A 20,189-nucleotide genomic window follows, 5' to 3' on the forward strand; every position below is an offset into this window, starting at 1 on the left:
GTCCTTCATCCCCTCCGACCGGCGGCTCGACCGACGATGGCGGGCCGCTGCGGTTCTCGTTCCGGGAACACGTCCTCACATCCGAGAGCTTGCCCCCCTCCTTATTTCCCCAAGATCTGATCGCAACGCCATTCCCGAAGGACCCTCGCCAATTATGACTCGCGCTTCTTCCTCGCGTCGGGCGTCTGACGTTCGCCGTGCGTTCACCCTGATCGAACTGCTCGTCGTCATCGCCATCATCGGCGTCCTGATCGCCCTGTTGCTGCCCGCCGTGCAGTCGGCCCGCGAAGCCGCCCGCCGCGCCCAGTGCACCAACAATCTGAAGCAGATGGCCCTGGCGACGCTGAACTTCGAGAGCACCTACGGCCACTTCCCCTCCGGACACGGCCCGGTGCCGATCTACGACTGGTCCGGCTCGACCTGGGTCAAGGGTAGCCGGACCGGCGGCCGGACGAACCCCCAGGCTCAGATCCTGCCCTTCCTGGAGCAGTCAGCCGCCTACGGGGCCTTCAACCTGGAATTGAATATCAATACCTTCTCCGCGACGGGGGGCGGCAGCGCCAACTTCACGGCGATGCGTCAGGTCGTCTCCGCCTTCGTCTGTCCTTCGGACAGCGGTAGCGAGAAGCTCAACCCAGGGCTCGGCTACAATAATTACTTCAGCAGCATTGGCGCCACCGCGGCCATGGAATATGGCGCCGAGTACGCTCACCAGGAACGCCAGACGAATCTGATCGGCGTGTTCAACTATAACCTGAGCGGCCGGAGTGCCCCCGCGTTCCTGGACGCTGCCCGCGAGCAGCCGAACCCTGAATACCGCAAGGCTAGCGCGACGAAGATTTCCCAGATTCGCGACGGCACTAGCAATACCGCCTTGTTCTCTGAGATCACACGCGCCAACTCCGTCGCAAACGTCGCTTCCGAAATGCCCCTGAACTCGTACCTGGGCATCTGGCTGATTCCGGCGGCGAGCTTCAATAACTACGAGCCCGCCCCGGAATGCGTCGTCAACCCCAGCGGCAGCCGGATCCGCTACCGCGGCCAGCAGTACTACCGGGCCCTCGGCGCGACCGGGTACTACTCGCATACGATGACGCCGAATAGCAAGCGCTACGACTGCGCCACCAGCAACATTGACCAGCGCTGGCACATCGCCGCCCGCAGCTATCACCCCGGCGGGGTCAATACGGTCTTCGCCGACGGATCGGTCCGCTTCATCAAGGATACGGTCAACCCCAACACCTGGCGAGCCGTCGGCACGATGAACGGCGGCGAGGTGATCTCGGCCGACCAGCTCTGATCGGGACACGTCTCAGGCCGACTCCCGGATCCATTTCTTCAACCCGATTCGAATCGAGGGGCGGCCCGGCCGCCCCTCGTTCCGTTCCCGCCCATCCCGAAAGGCACCCCATGAATTGCGACCCCGCCCGATCGGCAGACCGATGGGTCCTGCTGGCCGCCCTCATCGCCCCCCTGACCCTCGTCGGCTGCGGCCCCTCCCAGGAGGTCACCAACATCCTGGAGTCCGACCAGGCCACCGGACTGCACAACCTCTCGGAGCTCTATCGATTCTTCCAGCAATCGAATAACAGGCCCCCAAACTCATTCGAAGAACTCCGCGCCATCGAAGCGGGCATGCCCGGCGGACTCGCGGGAATCGGCGAGGAGAACAGTGTCGTCTTCTGGGGGACCGAGCTGACCGACCTGGGTGAGATGCCCGGCACGACCCGCTCCGAAGAAGTCCTCGCCTACGAGACCCAAGTCCCTGAATCCGGCGGGTTTGTCCTGCTCCGCGACCGCCGCGTCGTCAAGATGTCCCCAGAGGAGTTCGCCGCCGCCCCGAAGGCCGGCAACGACCCGGCGGAATAATCGCCCCCCGCGTGCCCCCCGCCGTCGGTCGGCTTGGCCTCGGTCAAGTCAGCGGCGGGGGACGGAGGTGCCGCAGTGGCGGCAGACGTCGGAGCCGAGATGGACCGGGCGGCCGCACGTCGGGCAGAGCCGCAGGCCGGCCTCGACCTTCTCGGCCGGCGACTGGGGATGGTTCGACGGCGGCGCGTTCGGGCCGGAGGGGACGTTCTCCGGCTTCCGGCTGCCGCGATCGCGGTGCTCGGCCGACCACTGCTCCAGGAAGCGGGTTTCCTCGGGCAGGAGCTCGTCGGTGCGCTGGTCCGGCCCGCTGCCGACGCCCGGCACCGGCACGATCCGCCCGCAGTCGGGGCACTTGCCGTGCGACGGCGGCGAGGCGGCGGGCACCTTCAGGCGACGGCCGCAGGTGCAATTGAAGCGGAGGAACCCGTCGCCCGGGGTCGAATCCGGGCCCCGACCCGGGCGAATCCGGACCTTCGCCCCGCACTTCGGGCAGACGACCCGGCCCTCGCGATCATCGCGCACGGTCAGGGGTTGGCCGCATCGGCAGGTCGCCTTCGCCATGTCAACGCGGTCCTCTTCGAAGGGGCCGCCCGGGGCCATCGGCGGGTTGAAACCGGTGCGATGGACGGCGAACGATCGGGGCGGGGGTCGATCACCACTCATACCGGATTGCCTGGAAACGCTGCGTTTGGAGTCCTCGGGTGGCCGGGGGCTCGTCCGCGAGACCCCGGCTCGGGGCCATCACGCCCGGGGTCTCGCGGACGAGACCCCGGCCACCCGAAGGCAAGTGATCCACGCAATCCGGGATCACTTGCCCCGACCAGGTCATCGCCATCGGTCAGCGGCCGGCGGCCGGGGCCGAAGCCGGGACGACCAGCCCTTTCATGAGGTTCTCGGAGGGGATGACCAGGTTGTTGCTCCCGGAGCGGAACCCTTCGAGGTCGAGCGTGACGAACTTGAAGCCGAGATCCTTGAAGGCCCGGACCATCTCGGTGCGGACCTCGGCCGAGGCGATCGCCGGCAGCTCGTCGAGCGGGACCTCGACGCGGGCCATGTCCCCCTTGTGGTAGCGGACGCGGACGATCCGGAGCCCCCGGGCGCGGAGCCAGCGCTCGGCCTGGTCGATCATCCGGGTGCGCTCGGGGGTGACTTCCTCGCCGTAGGCGATCCGGCTCGACAGGCAGGGGGTGGCCGGCTTGTCCCAGGTCGGCAGGCCCCAGGCCTTGGCCAGTTTTCGGACGTCGTCCTTGGTCAGCTCGGAGTCGAGCAGGGGGTGGACGACGCCGTTCTCGCTCGCGGCCTTCATGCCGGGGCGGTGGTCGCCGGCGTCGTCGAGGTTCGCCCCCGAGGCGACGGCGTCGACCCCCAGCTCGGCCCGGATCAGGGCGAGGCGGCCGTACAGCTCGCTCTTGCAGAAGTAGCAGCGGTCGGGATTGTTGCGGAGGTAGTTCGGGTCCTCGAACTCGGACGTGTGGATGACCCGATGGCGGATGCCGATCTGGCGGGCGAGGGACTCGGCCTCCTCGCGCTCCCCCTCGGCCAGGCTGTCGGAGACGGCGGTCACGGCGATCGCGTCGGCCCCGATGGCCAGGTGCGCCGCCTGGGCGACGACCGTGCTGTCGATCCCCCCCGAGAAGGCGACCGCGACCTTCCCGTAACCGCGGAGGGTCGCGATCAAGCGATCTCGCATCGCGGCCAGTTCCGGGTCGTTCCAGTCACTCACAAGGCACCTCCGCCGGATAGAAAAGCCGCAGTCCGTCGTTCGTTCGACGTCCGATCACCCCCCAGCAAGGGGCCTCCGGGCATACCGTTCTATTATTACGGGTCAGGCGCGATCGGCTCAAGCGCTCGGCAATCCGCCGGGAGGCGATTGGGGCGCCCTTTGGGCCGCGTGCCGTCCCGTTGGTCGTACCGCTTCCAGTCGAAGGTGGTGGGATTCGGGTGCCCCGGGTTCCGCGGAGCGGACCCCGGGCCGGGGGGCGGCCGGCCTATGCGGCTCCGCCCGGGGTCCGCTCCGCGGAACCCGGGGCACCCACCGAAACACCGAGAACCCACCGATGAAGACTGGAAGCAGTAGTAGGGTGCCGTCGAGTCCTCGAAGACGCACCGTCGGGGTTCGACGGCGGAGGAGGGGTGCGTCGTCGAGGACTCGACGGCACCCTACCGGAGGGAGCCGGCGTGATTCAGCGGGCGCCGACGCCGATGAGGAGCAGGGCGTCGGAGCCTTCCAGCGACTTGTCGAGGAAGACGAGCTGGTCGGGGGGCGTGCGGACGTCGGTGACGAAGACGGGCCGGGTCCGGGAGTCGTCGAGCAACTGGACGCGGAGGTGCACCTTGCCGTCGGGGCCGACCGGTTCGAGCAGGACGGCCTTCAGGGTCTGGCCGTCGCCCAGGTCGCACGAGACGGATTGGTTCGACGAGAGCCGCTGGCTGGCGGCGTCGAGGAGGGTCAGGCCGTGGTCGGGCACGAGCTTGCGCAGAGGGGCGGCGTAGGGGGAGAGCATCGGGTCGATCCGGTCCTTGCCGGGATCGGCCCGGAGGCCGAAGAGGGTCACGTCCCGTTCGGGGCGCGGCTCGTCTCCCGGCTGGCCGAGGCTGCGATCGGCGAGCAAGGCCGGGCCGATCGCGACGACCACGCCGAGCAATGCCAGCAGATGCCACCTCGCCCGCCTCGGGATGATCCGGGCGAGCCGGCGGGCCGACCAGGACGGGCCTCGGGCGTCATTGGCGTGATTCATGGGATTCAGGGCCGGGAGTCGAAGGGGCTGGCAGTCTCTCCGGGAGGGGCCGACGCCGTCAACGCGGGCATGGCCTCGAACCAGCCGAAGAGGGCGAAGTAGTCGACCGAATCGAGCCCCAGCTCGGACTGGCGGAAGAAGGTCAGGTCATCCCCCGCCGGGGCCGTCGGCTCGCTGACCTGGACGACCCGATGCTCGTCCGAATCGACGTGGTAGAGGACCGTGTGGCCGACCGGCACGTCGAGCGTTCCGTAGACCGGCTCGGGGCGCCGGCCGTTGCCGTTGTCGGCGAACTGGGGCGCGGGCCGGGGCAGGTTCATCGCCAGCAGGACCGCCGCGGCGACCAGGGCCAGGCCGATCGCCAGGCGGGCGGCCGGCGCTCGGGCCGTCATCGGGAGGGACCGGCCCGCCGGGGCGTCGCCGGGCACCGGCTGCGGGGACGCCGCCAGCTCGCGCTCGATCCGGGCCCGGGCCGAATCCCAGGAGGCCGCCGGGGGGGGCTCGGGCCGGGTCGCGTCCCAGAGCCGATCGAGGCGTCGGACCCCTTCGGCCATCCGTGCGCAGCGGGGGCACGCGGCCAGATGGGCCTGAATCTCCGACTCGGTCACCGCGCCCGATCGGGCGGCGATGGCTCGGGAAACGTCTCGGCAACGCATCGTAGGTTTGCGAACCTCCGGTTCAAACGGGCGGCGAGAACACGGGCCGCGATCGTGACAGAAGCCCTTCCAGGGCCTTCGGTTCGGGTTCAAGCGATCGTCCGGCCGCCCCGGTCGAAACGGGTCCGGCGGGACGATCGGCCTACCTGCTCGACGCCCGGCCCACGCGACTTATTCGAAGTTTACGGGTGTTCCTCGATTTCCTCCAGCGCGGCCTGGAGCTTCTGCCGGGCGTAATAGAGGCGGCTCATGACCGTGCCGATGGGGACCTGCTGCGCGTCGGCGATCTCCTTGTAGCTGAGCTCGGCCTCGGCGAACAGGACGAAGGTCTCGCGGATGGTCGGGCTGAGCCGGGAGAGGGCCTCGTCGAGGGCGCGGCGGAGGTCGTCGCGGTGGAGCCCCCGGCTGGGGTCGTCGTCGACGCTCGGCTCGGCGACCGACGAGCCGGGCATGCCGCCGGATGAGCCGCCGGAATCGGCGTCGAGGTCGGCCAGGCGGAGGGCCGGGCGTCGGCGCTTGCGGCGGCCGAGGTCGTGGGCGGCGTTGGTGACGATCCGCAGGAGCCAGGTCCGGAAGGCGCTGCGGCCGTCGAAGGCGTCGAGGTTGCGGAAGGCCTTGATGAAGCCGTCCTGGACGGCGTCCATGGCGTCCTCGGCGTTGCCGAGCAGCCGGAAGGCGACGCGGTAGGCGACCTCTCGCCCGCGACGGAAGAGTTCCTCGCGGGCGTCGGCATCGCCGGCGCGGGCCAGTTCGACCAGGGCTTCGTCGGGCGCCTCGACGACGCCGCTCTGCGGATCGGGCATGGTGCGGGTGGTCCTTACGCCGGATTCGACGCCCCTCGTCCCAGCTTATTCGATCGGCAGCGCGGGCGGGGAGGCTCGACCGCGGGCGGCTCGCCGGACGAGACGATCGGATCGGCAATTGCCCTTGACCGTCCCGGCGATCAATTCCATAGTACGCCCGCCCGAGAGCGGAACCCGATCCGCCCCCGGACGTGCACCCGGTCGGACCCATCCATCCGCGTACAGCTCGATTCGATCCCCGGTCCAGCGACGCCCTCATCTGGAATCCCACTCCTCTGGAACTGGTGCCTCCTCCGGCCCTCGGGCCGGGGAGTGCCGCGGACCGCCCTCGCTCGATTCGGAAGACGCGAGGGCCTCGGATCGTCTCCGTGCCGTGCCGGACGGCTGGTGATGCGGCCCTTTTGTTCGGATCGGTCCAAACACCATCGCGTACCCAAGGAGGGACCGCGCCCATGTCTCACCGCCTGCTCGGATTCCTGGCAGCCTTCGGCGTCCTGATCGCCCTGGCCGACCGGCCCGCAACGGCGTCTCCCACGCGGCCGATGACCTTTCGCCTGACGAACACCACCGACTCGCCCGTCTCGGAGATGTACTTCGAGCTGGTGCCCCGGGACACGATCATCCCCCCGGTCATCGGCACCGACGAGGAGGGCGGGATCATCGAGGGCAGCCCCATGACGGCGCTGTCCAGCTCGACCGGCATCGACGTCTCGACCTCGTACGTCCTGCTGACCAGCGACCCGGGCGACGAGGACATGGAGCGGATGTTCCTGCTCTTCGGCTACGAGCCGGAGACCGACCCCTCGGCCGCCGTGCCGTTCCGCCCCCTGCTCGACGGCGACGGGAACCGGGTCGGCCAGCTCGCGCCCGGCGGGATGTTCGACTTCGAGCTGAACCTGGCGCAAGACGCCGTCGGCTGGCTCCTGAAGTCGGCCGTCGAGGGCCTGAGCCTCTCGGTGCTCGATCTCCCGTCTCCCGACCCCGATCCCGAGCCGACCGACCCCGGCAGCCCCGACCCGGGGACCGTCGGCACCCCGATTCCCGAGCCTTCGGCCGTGATCCTCTGGTCTGTCTTCGGCATCGGGGCCTTCGGCTTCGCCCGACGCAGCCGTCGCCGACGCCTGGCTGTGGGCTGAGCTGAGTCAAAATCGGAGGACCCTCGCCCGCGAACACGTCCGGGCGCAGGGCAATTGTCGGGGGACGAAGCCTCTTTCTCCCACCGATCGGGGGAGCAAGCGGTTCCGTTCCCCGGTTCGCTTTGCAAGGCCATCCCCCTCGGCCCCATTGCCCGATGACGGTACGATGGATCGGAGCGAGTCAGACGATCGTTGCGAGCGTCGCTCCGGTTGTTTCGTCCCGAGGCATCCCGTCCCGGCCGGGTGCGGGCAGAGGAGGAGTTCGCATGAATCTCCCGGAGTCGGCCCAGTCGCGAGCGGACCTGATCGAGCACATCCGGCGCCTGCTTGACGACCTCGACGCCAACGAGGCCGAATGGGAAAACTCGGCCCTCGGCGACTTCCTGGAAGCCCTGGCCGCCTGGCTGACCGACTGCGAATCGGCGGCGACGCTCAAGGAGGGGCGGATCGACCCCAACCGGCCGTCGTGGGAACTGTTCGCCTGTGCCCTGTCGGCGGCCCGGGTCTACGAGTAGACTGACGATCCGACGAGGGCCGTCGGCCTCGGGGCCGATCGGCAGCACTCCCAGCGCGGCCGGTCCCGTCCATCGCATCGCTCGCCCCGTCACGAGAGGGCCCCCCGGCGTGGAGATCCTGATCAGTGAGGACCGCATCCGGGATCGGGTGGCCGAGCTTGGCCGTCAGATCGAGCACGATTACCAGGGCAAGCCGCTGACGATCGTCGGCATCCTGACCGGCAGCGTCATCCTGCTGGCCGACCTGATCCGGCAGGTCCAGATCCCCTTGCGGGTCGCGCTCTTGCAGGCGAGCAGCTACAAGGGGGCCGTCACCGATCGCGGGTCCTTGACGATCAACGACGCCTTCGCCCCGGAGGTCGAGGGGCGTCACGTCCTCTTGCTCGACGACATCTTCGACACCGGGCACACCCTGGCGACGCTCGTGCCGAGGCTCCGCGAGCGGGGGGCGCTCGACGTCCGCACGGCCGTCTTGCTGCGCAAGGAAGGCAGGCAGGAAGTGGCGATGGAGCCCGACTACGTCGGCTTTGCCATTCCTGATGCGTTCGTCATCGGCTACGGGCTCGACTATGATGACGACTACCGGCACCTGCCCTACATCGCCGTGCTCGACCCGGACGCCCCCGAGGCGCCCCCTCGATCCGGCGAGTAATTTCCGACGGCCGCGACCCGAGCCCCCACCGTGCGCATCGCCCTGATCTCCCGACGCTTCCCCCCGTTGATCGGCGGGGCCGAGAAAGTGCTCAGCTACCTCGCCCCCGCCCTGGCCGAGCAGGGGAACGAGGTGACGGTCCTGACCAGCCTGCCGCCCGGCTCGGGATTGCCCGAGGCCGAGGAGGTGCCGACGCATCGGGGATCGTGCACGGTCCGACGCCTGCCGACCTCTCGCCTGCGGTTCGTCGGCACCTGGCGTTACATGAAGAATTTGCAGCGGTGGCTGAACGAGAACCCGCCCGAGCTGGCGTATGTGTCGATGCTCAAGCACGATGCCTACGTCGCCGTCGAGGCCGGCCGTCGGCTCGGGTTCCCGGTCGTCCTGCGTCCCGAAGGGGCCGGGGCGACGGGCGACCTGGCCTGGCAATCGTGGGGGAACTTCGGCCGGACGATCGGCGAGCGGACGAAGCAGGCCGACGCCGTCGTCGCCATCTCGAAGCCGATCGAGGACGAGCTGCGCCGCGCCGGCTACAATCCGGCGAAGATCCACCGCCTCCCCAACGGCGTCCCCGTGCCCGAGGCCCCCTGGCGGCGTCGTGACGACTGGCGAAACGCCCCGAGGGCCGCCTACGTCGGCCGCCTGGCCCCGGAAAAGGGGCTCGATACGCTGATCGAGGCCTGGCCGATCGTCCGCAAGGCGTTCCCGAGGGCCGAGCTCGTCCTGCACGGCGACGGCCCCGAAGGCCCGTCGCTCTGGGCCGGGATCGGCAAGCTCGGCCAGGGGGACGCCATCGACCTGCCCGGCCCGACGGGCGACCCGACCGCCGCGTTGCGCGAGGCCGATTTGTTCGTCCTGCCCTCGCGGGAGGAAGGGATGAGCATCGCCTTGCTCGAGGCCATGGCGCTGGGGATCCCGCTGGTCGCCTCGTCGATCCCCGGCAATCGCAAGCTCATCTCCGACTTCAAGGACGGCCGCCTCGCCCCGGTCGACGACCCGGAAGGGCTGGCCCGCGTGATCGTCGAGCAGTGGACCCAGTTCGATCGCGCCTTCCACATGACCCGATCGGCCAGGAAGAAGGTCGAGGGATCATACTCGGTCACGGTCGTCGCCCGGCAACACCTGGAGCTGTTCCGGTCCTTGATCGACGACCGCCACGGCGGCCCGTCCGGGTAATCCTCGGAGGCTTGCGAGCAAGGGCAAGGGGACCGGCCTCGGCCGGTTGAAAATCCTCACTGCACGCTTGCAGAGATGGTGGCGGTTCCTTCAATATTTGGACGTGATCTTCCGGGCCCAAGGATCCTCGGAGATCATGGTCCGCGCCGGAGCGGTCCGAACCGCAGGCCATCCAGGCCGGAGGAGACGAAGGCAGGATCCTCCGATCGATCCGGGATGAGGAGCTGGTCGGTCATGATCTCGTTCAGGTGTGCCTCGTGTAATCGATCGTACACGGTCAAGGACGAACACGGAGGCAAGACGACTCGCTGCAAGCAGTGCGGTGCGACGATGCGCATTCCCAGGGCGAACTGGGAGGAGGACGAGGGGGGGGAGATCGGCCTGGCTCCGGTGTCGGCCTTCGACGACCTGCCCGGGCCGTCGTCTTCGTCATCGTCAGCCGCCCAGGACGAGCCGATGCCTCCTCCCAGGAGGCCGGGCAAGGTGCAGGCGTCGGGCTCATCGTCGAAACCGGGGGGCAAGGAGCCGTTTACCACCCCCGAGCAAGTGCGGAGGATAGGCATTGGCTTCCTCATGCTCGGGGCCGGGGTGATCATCCTGCCCATGTTCGGCCTGCAATTCCGAAGGATGAAGAATCTCTCGCCCGGGGACCAGGTGCCGTTCGGCATCGGCTTCGCCGTCCTCGGCGGGCTGCTGCTCGCGATCAGCCTGATGATGGGGCGGTCGAAGGGCCGCCGTTCCCCGTCCGAGGGTTCCGGCTTCGCCCTCCTGGGCAAGGTGGTAGCCTTCGGCTGCCTCGGGGTCCTCGGCCTGATCGGCCTAGTGATCGTCCTGGCGATCATCTTGCCGGCCATCGCGAGCCAACGCGGGGGGAATCGGGTGGCCCAGGTCCCTCAGCCTCCCTCGGCACCGGCGCCGGGGGTCCCCGGCCCCGGTCCGGGGTTCGAGGTGCCTCAGCCGGTCGTCCCCGAGGGGCTTCCGCCCGGCCTGTTCGATCCTCCGGCCGACATGCCCGCGCCGCCGAGCTTCCCCCCGCCTCCCGGCGCAAGCTTCCGGGGCGGGGCTCCCGCCGCCCCGTCGCCGAATGCCGGGCCGCCGGGACAGGGTCCGAGGAGGTCTGGCGGGACGATCGACGAGCTGCTGACCGATCTCACCTCGGGGGAAGCTTCCACGATCCGCCGGGCCACGAGTCGCCTGAGGACCCCCTCCGAATGGCCGGCGGAGCGTCGGGGAGACATCGCCTCGGCCCTGGCCTCGCTGGCGACCACTTCCGCCGATCAAGCGATCCGAGATGCCGCCGCCCGATCCCTGGTGGCCTGGGTCGGCCCCGAGCAGTTGCCGGCCCTCCGGCAGATGCTCGTCGACGAGCACTTCGTCGTCCGTTGGGAGGCCCTCAAGGCCCTGGGAAACCTGGGCACCGCCGAGGCGGCCGAGGCCACGCTGGCTGCCCTCGACTCCGACGCCGCCAACGTCGCTCGGGCTCTCGAGGCGATCGGCCCTCCGGCCGAGCCGGCCGCCATCCGGATGCTCGGCCACTCGGAGTGGGACGTCCGGGTCGAGGCCTGCCGCATGCTCGGCGCGATCGGCAGTCGAGCCAGCGTCGCCCCGCTCCAACAGGCGATGAGGGACTCGAACAACCTCGTCCAGCTCCAGGCCCGCCAGGCCCTGGACGCCATCCGCCAACGTCCGTGAGCGCGGGCCCTGTCGGGTCGACCATCGAACGGGCAAGGGGCCGTCGTCCCTCAGGCCGGTCTTGAGCCGGAGGGGGCCGATCGGCCACAATCGCCCGACGTTTGCTCCCCGACCTCCCTCGCAGTTCGACCGGACAATTGCCGCTGTGCTCAACGTCTTACAGGTGATCCCGACGCTCGACCGCTCGGGCGCCGAGAAGCAGATGGTGCTCCTGGCCGCCGGTTTGCCCCGCGACCGCTTCCGGGTGGAGGTGGCGGCCCTGACGCGGCTCGGCCCCCTGGAAACCGACCTGCGCGACGCGGGGATTCCCGTCCATGCGATCGAGAAGCGGCACAAGGTCGACCCGGGGGCGCTCGACCGCTTGACCCGGTTCATGAAACTCGGGCGGTTCGACGTGGTGCAGACCTGGATCTTCGCCGCCAACGTCTACGGCCGGATCGCCGCGCAACGGGCCGGGGTGCCGGTGATCATCACGGCCGAGATGGCGGCCGACCTCTGGAAGACGCGGGCACACTTCTGGATCGATCGCCGCCTGGCCCGCCGGACCGATCGGGTCGTCGGCAACTCGCAGGCGGTGGTCGATTTCTACCGGGACACGGTCGGCATTCCGGCCGATCGCCTGGCATTGATCCCCTCGGGGATCGCCGACGAGGAGCCGCCGGGCGTCGACCCGGCCGCCGTGAAGGCCGACTTGGGGATCGCCGCCGAGGCGCCGATGCTCCTGTTCGCCGGGCGGCTGTACCCGCAGAAAGGGGTGATCGACCTGCTCAAGGCGGCCGACCTCTTGCAGCACGTCCGGCCGAACCTGACGACGGTCATCGCCGGGGACGGCCCGCTCCGAGGGGAGCTGGAAGGGGTGGCCGACGCCTTCGAGCTGCAATCGACCGGGCGGGTCCGCTTCCTCGGCCACCGCGACGACGTGCCCAGGCTGTTGCTGGCGGCCGATGCGCTCGTCCTGCCGAGCAGCTTCGAGGGGTTGCCCAACGTCGTGCTGGAGGCCATGCGGTTTCGCAAGCCGGTGGTCGCCACCGCCGCGCCGGGCACGACCGAGGTGGTGGCGGACGGAGAGACCGGCCTGCTCGTCCCCGTCGGCGATGCGACCGGCCTGGCACGCGCCTTGCTGCGGATCGTCGATGAGCCGGATCTGCGGCAACGCCTCGGCCGGGCCGGGCGCGATCGGGTCGAGGCCCGCTTTCGTGCCGATGCGATGATCGACCGTTTCGCGACGCTCTACGAGCAGCTCGTCCGATCCAAAACCATGAGGTGAACACGTCCTTCGGCCCGATTCGATGCGCGAGCGCCCGCGTCGACCCGGCCCCCCGCCCCCGGGGCGTTCGCCACGCCTCGCCGCCCCGATTCATTAAGGCTTCACCGGGGTTGTGTCGATCCCAACAACGACAGAGGGAGTGTGCCACCCGACCGCCCGGGGCCCCCGAGGCCCCATTCACGCCGCCGCCGAGGTCAACCCGGAGGTGCCCTCGTGAAGGATCAAGCCCCTCGATCGTCGGAGCATGAGGCCGAGGGAACGACGGCGGTCGGCGACCGGCCGCCGAGCATGGGATCGGTCCGGGAGGTGGTCGAGTCGGCCCTCCGGATGAACGAGCGGGTCCACCAGACGATCATGGACTACGCCCTGATCGTGGCCATCGTCTCGTTGCCGCCGACCATGCCCTGGTTGCAGGAGGCGCAACTGGGGGCGGTGGTGGTGCTCAACCTGGTCATGGTCCGGTCGATCGGCCGGCGCTGGGGATTCCCGAGGGGGCAGGGGCCCTTGGCGAGGGCCTTCCTGGTGCTCGGGATCTTCGGGGCGATCCTCTCGATGGTCTTCGCCTATCTGCTCGTTTATACGGCCAGCCTGTACGTCCCGTTCATGCTCGGCTGGGCGAAGGCGGCCGGCGGATTCGCCCTGACCTTCGGCATCGGCCGCACGGCGAACGATTTCTACCTGAGCGCGCGGCGGATCGACCCGAGGCGGATCCACCTGGCCATGCGTCGGCGACGGCGGTCGAAGCGTCGGCACGCCCAGGCCCCGGGCGACGAGCGGCAGGCGCAACCGCAGCCCCAGGAGGAGCGGAGATGACGACGTGGAGCCGACGCCGGGCCTTGCTCGCCGGCCTGGGGGCCGGGCTGGGGATCACCGGGGGGATCGAGTCGTACCGCTATCGCCGGGCCAGGGCCGACCCGGACGCCCAGGATGCCCTGGCCGACTATGCCGACGTGGTCGAGGCCGCCTATGCCTCCGAGGCCGCCTGGCAAGAGGAGCTGGGCCGCCTGCTCGACTCGACCGAGGCCGAGGCCGAGTCCCCGCCCATCCCGTACGACCGCGACGCCTCGGCCCGATTGATCCGGGCCTGCAAGCTGGCCGTCACCCAGTACCGGACCGCGCTGGAGGTGCCGAGCTTCGACGGCGATCTCTCCGAACTCGACGGCTTCCGGCGCTTCTTCCCCGGCTACTCGAAGGTCGCCACCTTCGAGGCCGAGGAGGAACACCTGGAGCGTTACCTCGAAGTGGCCGAGCCTGCCGAGGCCTCGTTCGCCCTGGAGAGCCCCCTGGAGCGGGTCCTCCGGCCCGTCCGGCGGACCCTCCGGGAGACGGTCCCCCGCATCATCCGCCGCGAATTCCGACGGCGGGTCTTCTTCGGGTTCGTGCTCACGTCGGAGCGCGATCACATCATGGTCTTCCGGGGCACCCAGACCCAGGCCGAGTGGATCAGCAACCTCCGCAGCTCCCAGGCCGAGGCCCGGCACCCCCGCACCGGCGCCGACCTGGGCCGGGTGCACTTCGGCTTCTCCGCCATCGCCGGCCAGAACCTCCGGACCTGGGCCGGGGACGGCGGCCCGATCCGGACCCCCGCCGAGGTCGCCGCCGAGCTCGACCCATCCAAACCTTGCTACATCACCGGGCACAGCCTCGGCGCCGCCCTGGCGATCCTGACGGCGCTCGACGTGGCCACCCGGGTCGACCGCCCGGCCGACTGGCTCCGGCTCTACACCTACGCCAGCCCCCGGGTGGGCGATGCGGCCTTCGCCGAGTCCTTCGCCCGGTTCGTGCCCAATGCCTACCGCGTCGCCAACCTGGCCGACACGGTCCCCCTGCTCCCGTCCTCGAAGATGGCGGAGGGATTCTCCCACGTCGGCGAGCCCTGGACCTTCCTCGCCCAGTTCGGCGACCTCCTGCCCAACCACGTGGCCGACACCTACCTCAACGCCATCGACCTCCAGGCCGAGCGCCGGGGCACCCGCCGCGGCATCCGCACCCCCGGCCCCATCGCCCGGGGAGACGGCCCGATGTCCTGACCCCGCATCCTGTCATCGATTCCCGATCCCGGGCCGGGCGGGGCCGCGTCATCAACCCTTCGGCGAATTTTCACCTCATTCGTCAGCCGGGCGGACCGCGAAGCGGAGCCGGACCGTCTCGCCCGCGATCAGTTCGAACGGCTCGCTCTCGGGGGGATCGGCCTCGAACCTCGGGGGTAGCTCGCGTGCTTCGGGCGAGAACGCGGGCGGACGCTGGCCGAGGAACCCGGCGAACCGGGCGCGGAAGGTGCGACCGGGCTCGGACCGGAGCACGACGCGGAGCCGGCCGCCGGATTGCTCCAGTCGGTCGACGTCAGGTATGAGCCGCGAATGGCCGATCGGCCGGGGTTCGTCCGGGTCGTCCTCGGGGACCAGCCAGTAGAGCGCCTCGGCCAGCGGTTCGCCGGTTTCGGCGTCGGTCGTCTCGACGATCAGCTCGCAGCCGCGACGGAGGCGGATCTCGAGCACGTCATCGTTCGGATCGGCGGGGACGACGATCCGGCGTGCCTCGGGCATGGGGTCTCCCAAGATCGGCTGCGGGAAGATCGAATCGGCCGGGGGCTTGGCGATCAGGACGAACTCTCGTCTGGCCGGGAGGCCGAGCGTCAGGAATCCGTCCCTGTCGCTCGCCCCCATGGAGGAGATCGGCTGCCAAGGCTGCCTCGTGGACCTCACGATCGCAGAGACGATGACACCCGGGACCGGCACGCCCGAACTCTCCTCGACAATCCGGACCCGCACCGGCACCAGCCTCGGCACGGTCAAGATGAAGTCGCCGCTCATCGCTCGGCCGTGCAGTTCCTCGACGTGCCCTGTCGATCCGGCACCGCCCTGAGCAGGCGGGATCGTCACAGCGGAGAACGACGCGCCGGCCCCGTCGAAGCCGGGCTGCCGTAGGGTGATCCGGCAGAGGGCGCCCGAGGGAAGGCCGGCGATCCGGAACCGCCCACCCGGCCCGGTCGAGGCCCGGCCGAAGTCCTCCCCGAAGGGGGGACTGCGAAGCGGCCCGATCTGCTTCGGCTCACCCGGGTACGGATCGAGCAGCGTCAGGCCGACGACCTTCAACTCCATCCCCTCGGTCGACCTCCCCCGCTCGTCGATGATCGTGCCTCCGAGGGATTCCGCGGGGCGGAAGACCATGTCCATCGTCATCTCCTCGCCGAACCGGACCCGGCCGGGAAGCTCCGGGGCATCAGGAACGTCGATCGCATCGACCGCCACCGGCTCCTTCCACGCGAGGCCGAATCCGGGGGCAGTCCCGACGACCTGCAACGACGCGAAGGGCCCGTCCCAGGACTGGCGAAATGGGCTGGCCGACGGCTCGCTCACGGGCGCCTCGACCTCCTCGAACCGGTAGGCCCCCTCCTCGTCGGTCTCGGTCTGGGCGAGGATCTGCGAAGGCACCACCGCGGCGCCACCGAGCAGGAGAATGGTCGCACCCGCCACCGGCTTCCCTGCGGTGTCCCTCGCCCGGCCGGAGACGGTGACCGGGATCGTCTCGGGAACGGCTGCTTCATCCCGGTCCGGGCCGTCGTCCGGGACGGCGGGGGGAGGGGGGTCGGCGGCCGGATCAGCAGGCGAGGGCTCGGAGGGTTCGGCCCTGGGGCCGACCGGCCGCAGCGTGAACCGGAGCCGGATCGTCTCGCCCGCGATCAGCTCGAACGGCTCGCTCAGGGGGGGATCGACCTCGAACCGGGGCCGGGCCGAAGGGTCGGGGAAGTGGTACGCGGTGTGGTTCGGCAGACGCATCCCGGCGAACCGGACGCGATACTCCTGGCCCGGCCTGGGAAAGAGGACGGCGCGGAGGCGGCCCTCGGCGTCCGTCCAGGGGCGGACGACACTGGACGTGGACGGCTGGATCTGCTCCGTCTCGTAAGGATCGTCGGTCGGCACGAGCCAGAACAGGGCGTCCGGCAGGGGATCGCCGGTCTCGGCCTCGATCGCGTCGATCACGAGTTCGAACCCGGCCTGCATCCGAAGTTCGAGCGGCGCATCGATGGGCTCGGGGGCGATGGTCAACGGTTCGCCATAGGTGCGAATGTAATGCGTTTCGATGGGCGGATCGGCGGAGAACCCGCGGGAGTCCCCCGGGGGGAGGGCGAGCGTCACCAGTCCGTCGGCGTCGGTCGAGCCCCCGGAGTGCAGCCCGATGGCCAGGAATTCCGTCTGGAGCCTGACGCGGGCATTGGCGATCGGCTCGCCCGAGTCGTCGCCGACGACGCGGACGGGGACAGGCAGGAGCGTCGGCCAGGTGACGAGCATGTCGCCCCCGTAGGCGTCGTGCGGGCCCCGGCCGCTGTGCCGTTGCGGTTCGGGATGGCGCGAAACGGGGTCCCCGGTCGTCGCCGCGTAGAAGGTCAAACCCGTCGTCTCGAACTCCGGGTCCTGGACCCGGACCCAGAAGCACGTCTCGGAGGGGAGGCCGTCGAGCAGGAATCGCCCGTCCGGACCGGTCGTGGCCCGCCCCAGGCCGTCGGGCAGCCCTTTCCAGACGCCGTCGAGGGTCCGGCTCGTCTCCAGGCCGTCGGCGTCGAGCAGGTCGGCGTTGAGGATCGAGACCTCGATCCCTTCTCGGGGACGATCCCTCTCGTCGACGACCGTCCCCCGAAGCACGTCGGCCGGGCGGAAGGTCAGGTCGACGGTCACCGGCTCGCCGAGCGGAAGACGGCGCTGGATGTCGAGCGGGTGGGGCGGGTCGATTGCGTACATTTGCTGCTGAGACGACCAGGCGATCCCGTATCCCGGGCAGGTGGCGACGATCACGAACACCGTATAGGGCGACGCCTCCGGTCTTCGAGAGGTGCCGTGCAGTTCATCAACGGGGACCTCGACGTCATCGAACCGATACGCCCCGTTCTCGTCGGTGGTCGCCCGGGCGAGGACCTGGGCGTCGAGCCAGCTCATCAGCATCACGGTCGCCCCCGAGACGGGACGATTCGCCGTGTTGATCGCGGTGCCGGAGACGGTCACGGGGATCGACTCGGGCACCGGGGGAGCCTGCCAGTCCTTCGCGGCCTCCGGATCCGGAGTCCTGGCGTAGCCGACGTTCAGGAACTCGGGCTCCTCGTACTCATCAACCCGGGGGAGTTGCACGGCCTTCACCCTCGGCGCGGCGACCGGGAACGTCTGCCGAGGGGCCTGATCGTCCTGCCTCGCGAGGGCCCCCGCGCCGACGACGGCGGCGCCGGTCAGGAGGAGTCCGCCGGCGAGGGTGGCGATCGGGTGAGACGTCAGCATCGTCAAAGCTCCGGTGACGAGGGAAACCGCCCCGGTGGCGAAGCCCATCGAGGAGGCGGCGGACTGGAGGGCGAGGGGGACAGCCCGTTCGGCGAGGGCGCGGGGGATGGCGGCGGGGGCCGATCGGGAGGCGATCGCGACGAGGGCGGTCGGGGCGAGGCCGCGGCCGATCAGGCGGCGGCGGAGGCGGGCCCGGGCGCGGGCCTGGCGGCTCTTGACGGTGCCGATCGGCCAGCCGAGGCGGCGGGCGGCCTCCTCGTGGGTCAACCCCTGTAGATCGCAGAGGACGATGGCCGATCGATACCGCTCGGGCAATCGGCCGACCTCGTCGAGGAGCAGGGGGGCGAGGTCGTCCGGCTCTCGGGCGGGGGCGATTCGGGGGGCGTGCTCGGCGTATCGGCGTTCGACGTCGCGGCGGCGAGACACCTCGGCCCGGACCCCGGCCGAGACGCGCAAGGCCACCTGGAAGAGCCAGGGGGCCAGCGAGTCCCGCACCCAGAGCGTCCGCGATCGCCGGGCGAGCAGGCAGAAGACGCGCTGGAAGGCGTCGTCGGCGTCGTTCGGGTCGATCAGCCGCGACCGGCAGACGCGCAGGACCATCGGTCCGTGCCGCTCGACCAGGGCCGCGAACGCCTGTTCCGCCGCCGGGTCTCCTCGCCGAGACGCCCGATCGAGCAACTCCCCATCGGAGCGCCCGCCCAGGGTCCCCGGGCCGAACAGGGTGCGGAACGACTGCAAGATCCCGGCATGACGCTCAATCGCCATCGGCACGACCTCTCCCTTCTGCCGCCGTGTCACCGTCGTCAAGGAATGCGACGACAGGGCCCCCCGGTTCCGCATTCTTCTCGAAAAACGGCGTCGCGGGGCATTCTTGCCCGCGACTTTCGCTCAAGTTTCAGGCCGATTTTACCGAGAGGCTTTCCCTCAAAAGACTTACGTTGACACGACAGGCGGGCGTCGGTAGAGTCCGCCCCACGATGGTCTCCCCAGCCAGGAGGGCGAGGCGGGGGCCTTTGGTCGGTCGGTTCGGTGAGCGTGGGATCGGAGGTCCGGGGCCTCGTTCCCGAGCGTTCACACGCGCCCCATCGTACTTACCCACGCCCCGGAGCCATGAGGACGGCGAGCGATCGCACGGAGGAACCATGCGTCGATCAAAGTCGATGAGCCCGAAGGTCGAGGGACTGGAGTCCTTGGTCTTTCTGTCGGTGACCCTGCCCACCTCGACGGCGGCCGATGTGTCCGCCCAGAGCGGGATGGTCACCACCACCGCCGCCGAGGCGCCGCCGCAAACCGTGACCGGCAGCGTCGACCCGGCCGCGCAGAGCGGGATGGTGACCACCACCGAGGCACCGCCCCAGACCGTCACCGGCACCAATAACCCGGCCGCGCAGGGCGGCCCGGCGTGGGCCTTGCAGGGGCGTCCGGGGGTCGGGAATTCGGCCCGACCGGTCGCCCCGCAACTGGCCCGGCCGGTCGCCCCGGGCGAGAGCGGGCCGATCGCCCGGCCGTTCGCGGCCCCGAATGCCCGGCCGTTCGCCGGCCCGGCGATCGACCTGGACAATCTCGACCTGTCGAGCACCATGCGGGGCAACTACCGCCTCCAGATCGCCCCGGACGGCTCCAGCGGGTCGTTCCAGATGCAGGGGATCGGCCAGGTCCGCGGGCTCGGCCCCGCCCGGATCAACGCCGACTACGTGGCCAACGCCTCGTCGTCGCCCGAGAACCTGACGCTCACCGTCACCACCCGCCGCGGCACGATGACCCTGCAGGCCGGCCGCGCCCCGGGCGACGTCGACCCCGACGCCTCGACCGCCCGGCTCCGCTACCAGGTCGTCGACGCCACCGGCGCCCTGGCCGGGGCCCAGGGGTCGGGCGTCATGGACATGAACCTCCGGCCCCAGTTGCGGACCATGGGAACCAGCGGCCAGATGACCCTGACCTTCCGCGCCGACACGGCCTGAGTTCGTTTCCTCGCGCGGTCTCCGCCTCGGCCGGCTCGTTGAGGATGCCGAGGGGCACTTGCGGACTTGCACAGCATCGAACGGGAGAGGGGAGAAGTCTGGCCCCTCTCCCGTCTTTTTGATCGAAGTATGGTGAGGTTTCTGGTTCCCTCGGGTCTGATCGCGCATGCCGGATTGAGTTGAGGCCGAGGCGGCTGCCCCGGCGGCGCCGAGGTCGTTTGGCCACGGTTGCACTCCGCCTTCAACTGCCGATCGCTCGTCGGAACGCAATCGAACGGCGCCTCGCAATCCCTTGCCTCACTGGGGTTTGCCGCGAGGAAGCGGTTCCGGCGGTCGGCGTCGAGCGCCGGCCGGCCGCGGTCGATTGCGGGCTTCGCCGTCATGGGGGCGTGCCGAGCAGGCGGCGGTTCCTCGGACAAAATCACTGCGACCGCGGTGAGCAATGGCACACGAACTG

Annotated in this window: 17 protein-coding genes; 11 read left to right on the forward strand and 6 right to left on the reverse strand. The window is 70.1% G+C overall.

The genetic code is table 11. From position 1 onward, the window contains the following. Positions 1 to 154: 154 nt before the first annotated feature. On the forward strand, positions 155 to 1,300 hold the full coding sequence (locus tag AB1L88_RS03270) for a DUF1559 domain-containing protein (RefSeq protein WP_367095195.1): 1,146 nt from the start codon (positions 155 to 157) through the stop codon (positions 1,298 to 1,300). Between the two features lie 110 nt (positions 1,301 to 1,410). Continuing rightward, positions 1,411 to 1,869 carry a hypothetical protein gene (locus tag AB1L88_RS03275; protein WP_367095196.1) on the forward strand — a complete coding sequence of 153 codons (459 nt, stop codon included), beginning with the start codon at positions 1,411 to 1,413 and terminating at the stop codon, positions 1,867 to 1,869. A gap of 48 nt (positions 1,870 to 1,917) precedes the next feature. Here the strand turns inward: AB1L88_RS03275 and AB1L88_RS03280 are convergent, their stop codons facing one another. The 5 genes from AB1L88_RS03280 to AB1L88_RS03300 all read right to left on the reverse strand — a co-directional run bounded on the left by AB1L88_RS03280 (position 1,918) and on the right by AB1L88_RS03300 (position 6,066). Beyond that, entirely contained in the window at positions 1,918 to 2,430 is a 513-nt protein-coding gene (locus tag AB1L88_RS03280; protein ID WP_367095197.1) for a hypothetical protein, read from the reverse strand. Between the two features lie 277 nt (positions 2,431 to 2,707). Next, positions 2,708 to 3,592, reverse strand: a complete 885-nt coding sequence (larE, locus tag AB1L88_RS03285) for an ATP-dependent sacrificial sulfur transferase LarE (protein WP_367095198.1) — start codon at positions 3,590 to 3,592, stop codon at positions 2,708 to 2,710. Between the two features lie 460 nt (positions 3,593 to 4,052). Further along, positions 4,053 to 4,607 carry a hypothetical protein gene (locus tag AB1L88_RS03290; protein WP_367095199.1) on the reverse strand — a complete coding sequence of 185 codons (555 nt, stop codon included), beginning with the start codon at positions 4,605 to 4,607 and terminating at the stop codon, positions 4,053 to 4,055. Between the two features lie 5 nt (positions 4,608 to 4,612). Then, entirely contained in the window at positions 4,613 to 5,263 is a 651-nt protein-coding gene (locus AB1L88_RS03295; RefSeq protein ID WP_367095200.1) for a hypothetical protein, read from the reverse strand. 182 nt (positions 5,264 to 5,445) lie between these two features. Continuing rightward, positions 5,446 to 6,066 (reverse strand): sigma-70 family RNA polymerase sigma factor, encoded by a 621-nt coding sequence (locus AB1L88_RS03300; protein WP_367095201.1) that lies wholly within the window; start codon positions 6,064 to 6,066, stop codon positions 5,446 to 5,448. 452 nt (positions 6,067 to 6,518) lie between these two features. Between AB1L88_RS03300 and AB1L88_RS03305 the strand changes: the two genes are divergently transcribed. The 8 genes from AB1L88_RS03305 to AB1L88_RS03340 all read left to right on the forward strand — a co-directional run bounded on the left by AB1L88_RS03305 (position 6,519) and on the right by AB1L88_RS03340 (position 14,534). Further along, on the forward strand, positions 6,519 to 7,202 hold the full coding sequence (locus AB1L88_RS03305; protein WP_367095202.1) for a hypothetical protein: 684 nt from the start codon (positions 6,519 to 6,521) through the stop codon (positions 7,200 to 7,202). A gap of 266 nt (positions 7,203 to 7,468) precedes the next feature. Continuing rightward, a complete protein-coding gene (locus AB1L88_RS03310) occupies positions 7,469 to 7,717 on the forward strand; it encodes a hypothetical protein (RefSeq protein WP_367095203.1) in 249 nt (82 codons plus the stop codon). Between the two features lie 109 nt (positions 7,718 to 7,826). Then, positions 7,827 to 8,369: a hypoxanthine phosphoribosyltransferase gene (gene hpt / locus AB1L88_RS03315; RefSeq protein ID WP_367095204.1), complete on the forward strand. Its 543-nt coding sequence runs from the start codon at positions 7,827 to 7,829 to the stop codon at positions 8,367 to 8,369. A 30-nt stretch (positions 8,370 to 8,399) separates the two neighbouring features. Then, positions 8,400 to 9,545: a glycosyltransferase family 4 protein gene (locus AB1L88_RS03320; RefSeq protein WP_367095205.1), complete on the forward strand. Its 1,146-nt coding sequence runs from the start codon at positions 8,400 to 8,402 to the stop codon at positions 9,543 to 9,545. A gap of 234 nt (positions 9,546 to 9,779) precedes the next feature. After that, on the forward strand, positions 9,780 to 11,237 hold the full coding sequence (locus tag AB1L88_RS03325) for a HEAT repeat domain-containing protein (protein ID WP_367095206.1): 1,458 nt from the start codon (positions 9,780 to 9,782) through the stop codon (positions 11,235 to 11,237). A 145-nt stretch (positions 11,238 to 11,382) separates the two neighbouring features. Then, positions 11,383 to 12,504: a glycosyltransferase gene (locus AB1L88_RS03330; RefSeq protein WP_367095207.1), complete on the forward strand. Its 1,122-nt coding sequence runs from the start codon at positions 11,383 to 11,385 to the stop codon at positions 12,502 to 12,504. 213 nt (positions 12,505 to 12,717) lie between these two features. Beyond that, on the forward strand, positions 12,718 to 13,317 hold the full coding sequence (locus AB1L88_RS03335) for a hypothetical protein (protein ID WP_367095208.1): 600 nt from the start codon (positions 12,718 to 12,720) through the stop codon (positions 13,315 to 13,317). Then, positions 13,314 to 14,534, forward strand: a complete 1,221-nt coding sequence (locus tag AB1L88_RS03340; RefSeq protein WP_367095209.1) for a lipase family protein — start codon at positions 13,314 to 13,316, stop codon at positions 14,532 to 14,534. The genes AB1L88_RS03335 and AB1L88_RS03340 overlap by 4 nt, the downstream gene beginning before the upstream one ends. Positions 14,535 to 14,609: 75 nt before the next feature. On the opposite strand, the gene AB1L88_RS03345 is transcribed toward AB1L88_RS03340, so the two are convergent. After that, a complete protein-coding gene (locus AB1L88_RS03345; RefSeq protein ID WP_367095210.1) occupies positions 14,610 to 18,536 on the reverse strand; it encodes a sigma-70 family RNA polymerase sigma factor in 3,927 nt (1,308 codons plus the stop codon). 377 nt (positions 18,537 to 18,913) lie between these two features. Between AB1L88_RS03345 and AB1L88_RS03350 the strand changes: the two genes are divergently transcribed. Beyond that, entirely contained in the window at positions 18,914 to 19,732 is an 819-nt protein-coding gene (locus tag AB1L88_RS03350) for a hypothetical protein (RefSeq protein WP_367095211.1), read from the forward strand. Positions 19,733 to 20,189 lie beyond the last annotated feature (457 nt).

It is taken from the genome of Tautonia sp. JC769 (genome assembly GCF_040717455.1).
GTDB lineage: Bacteria > Planctomycetota > Planctomycetia > Isosphaerales > Isosphaeraceae > Tautonia.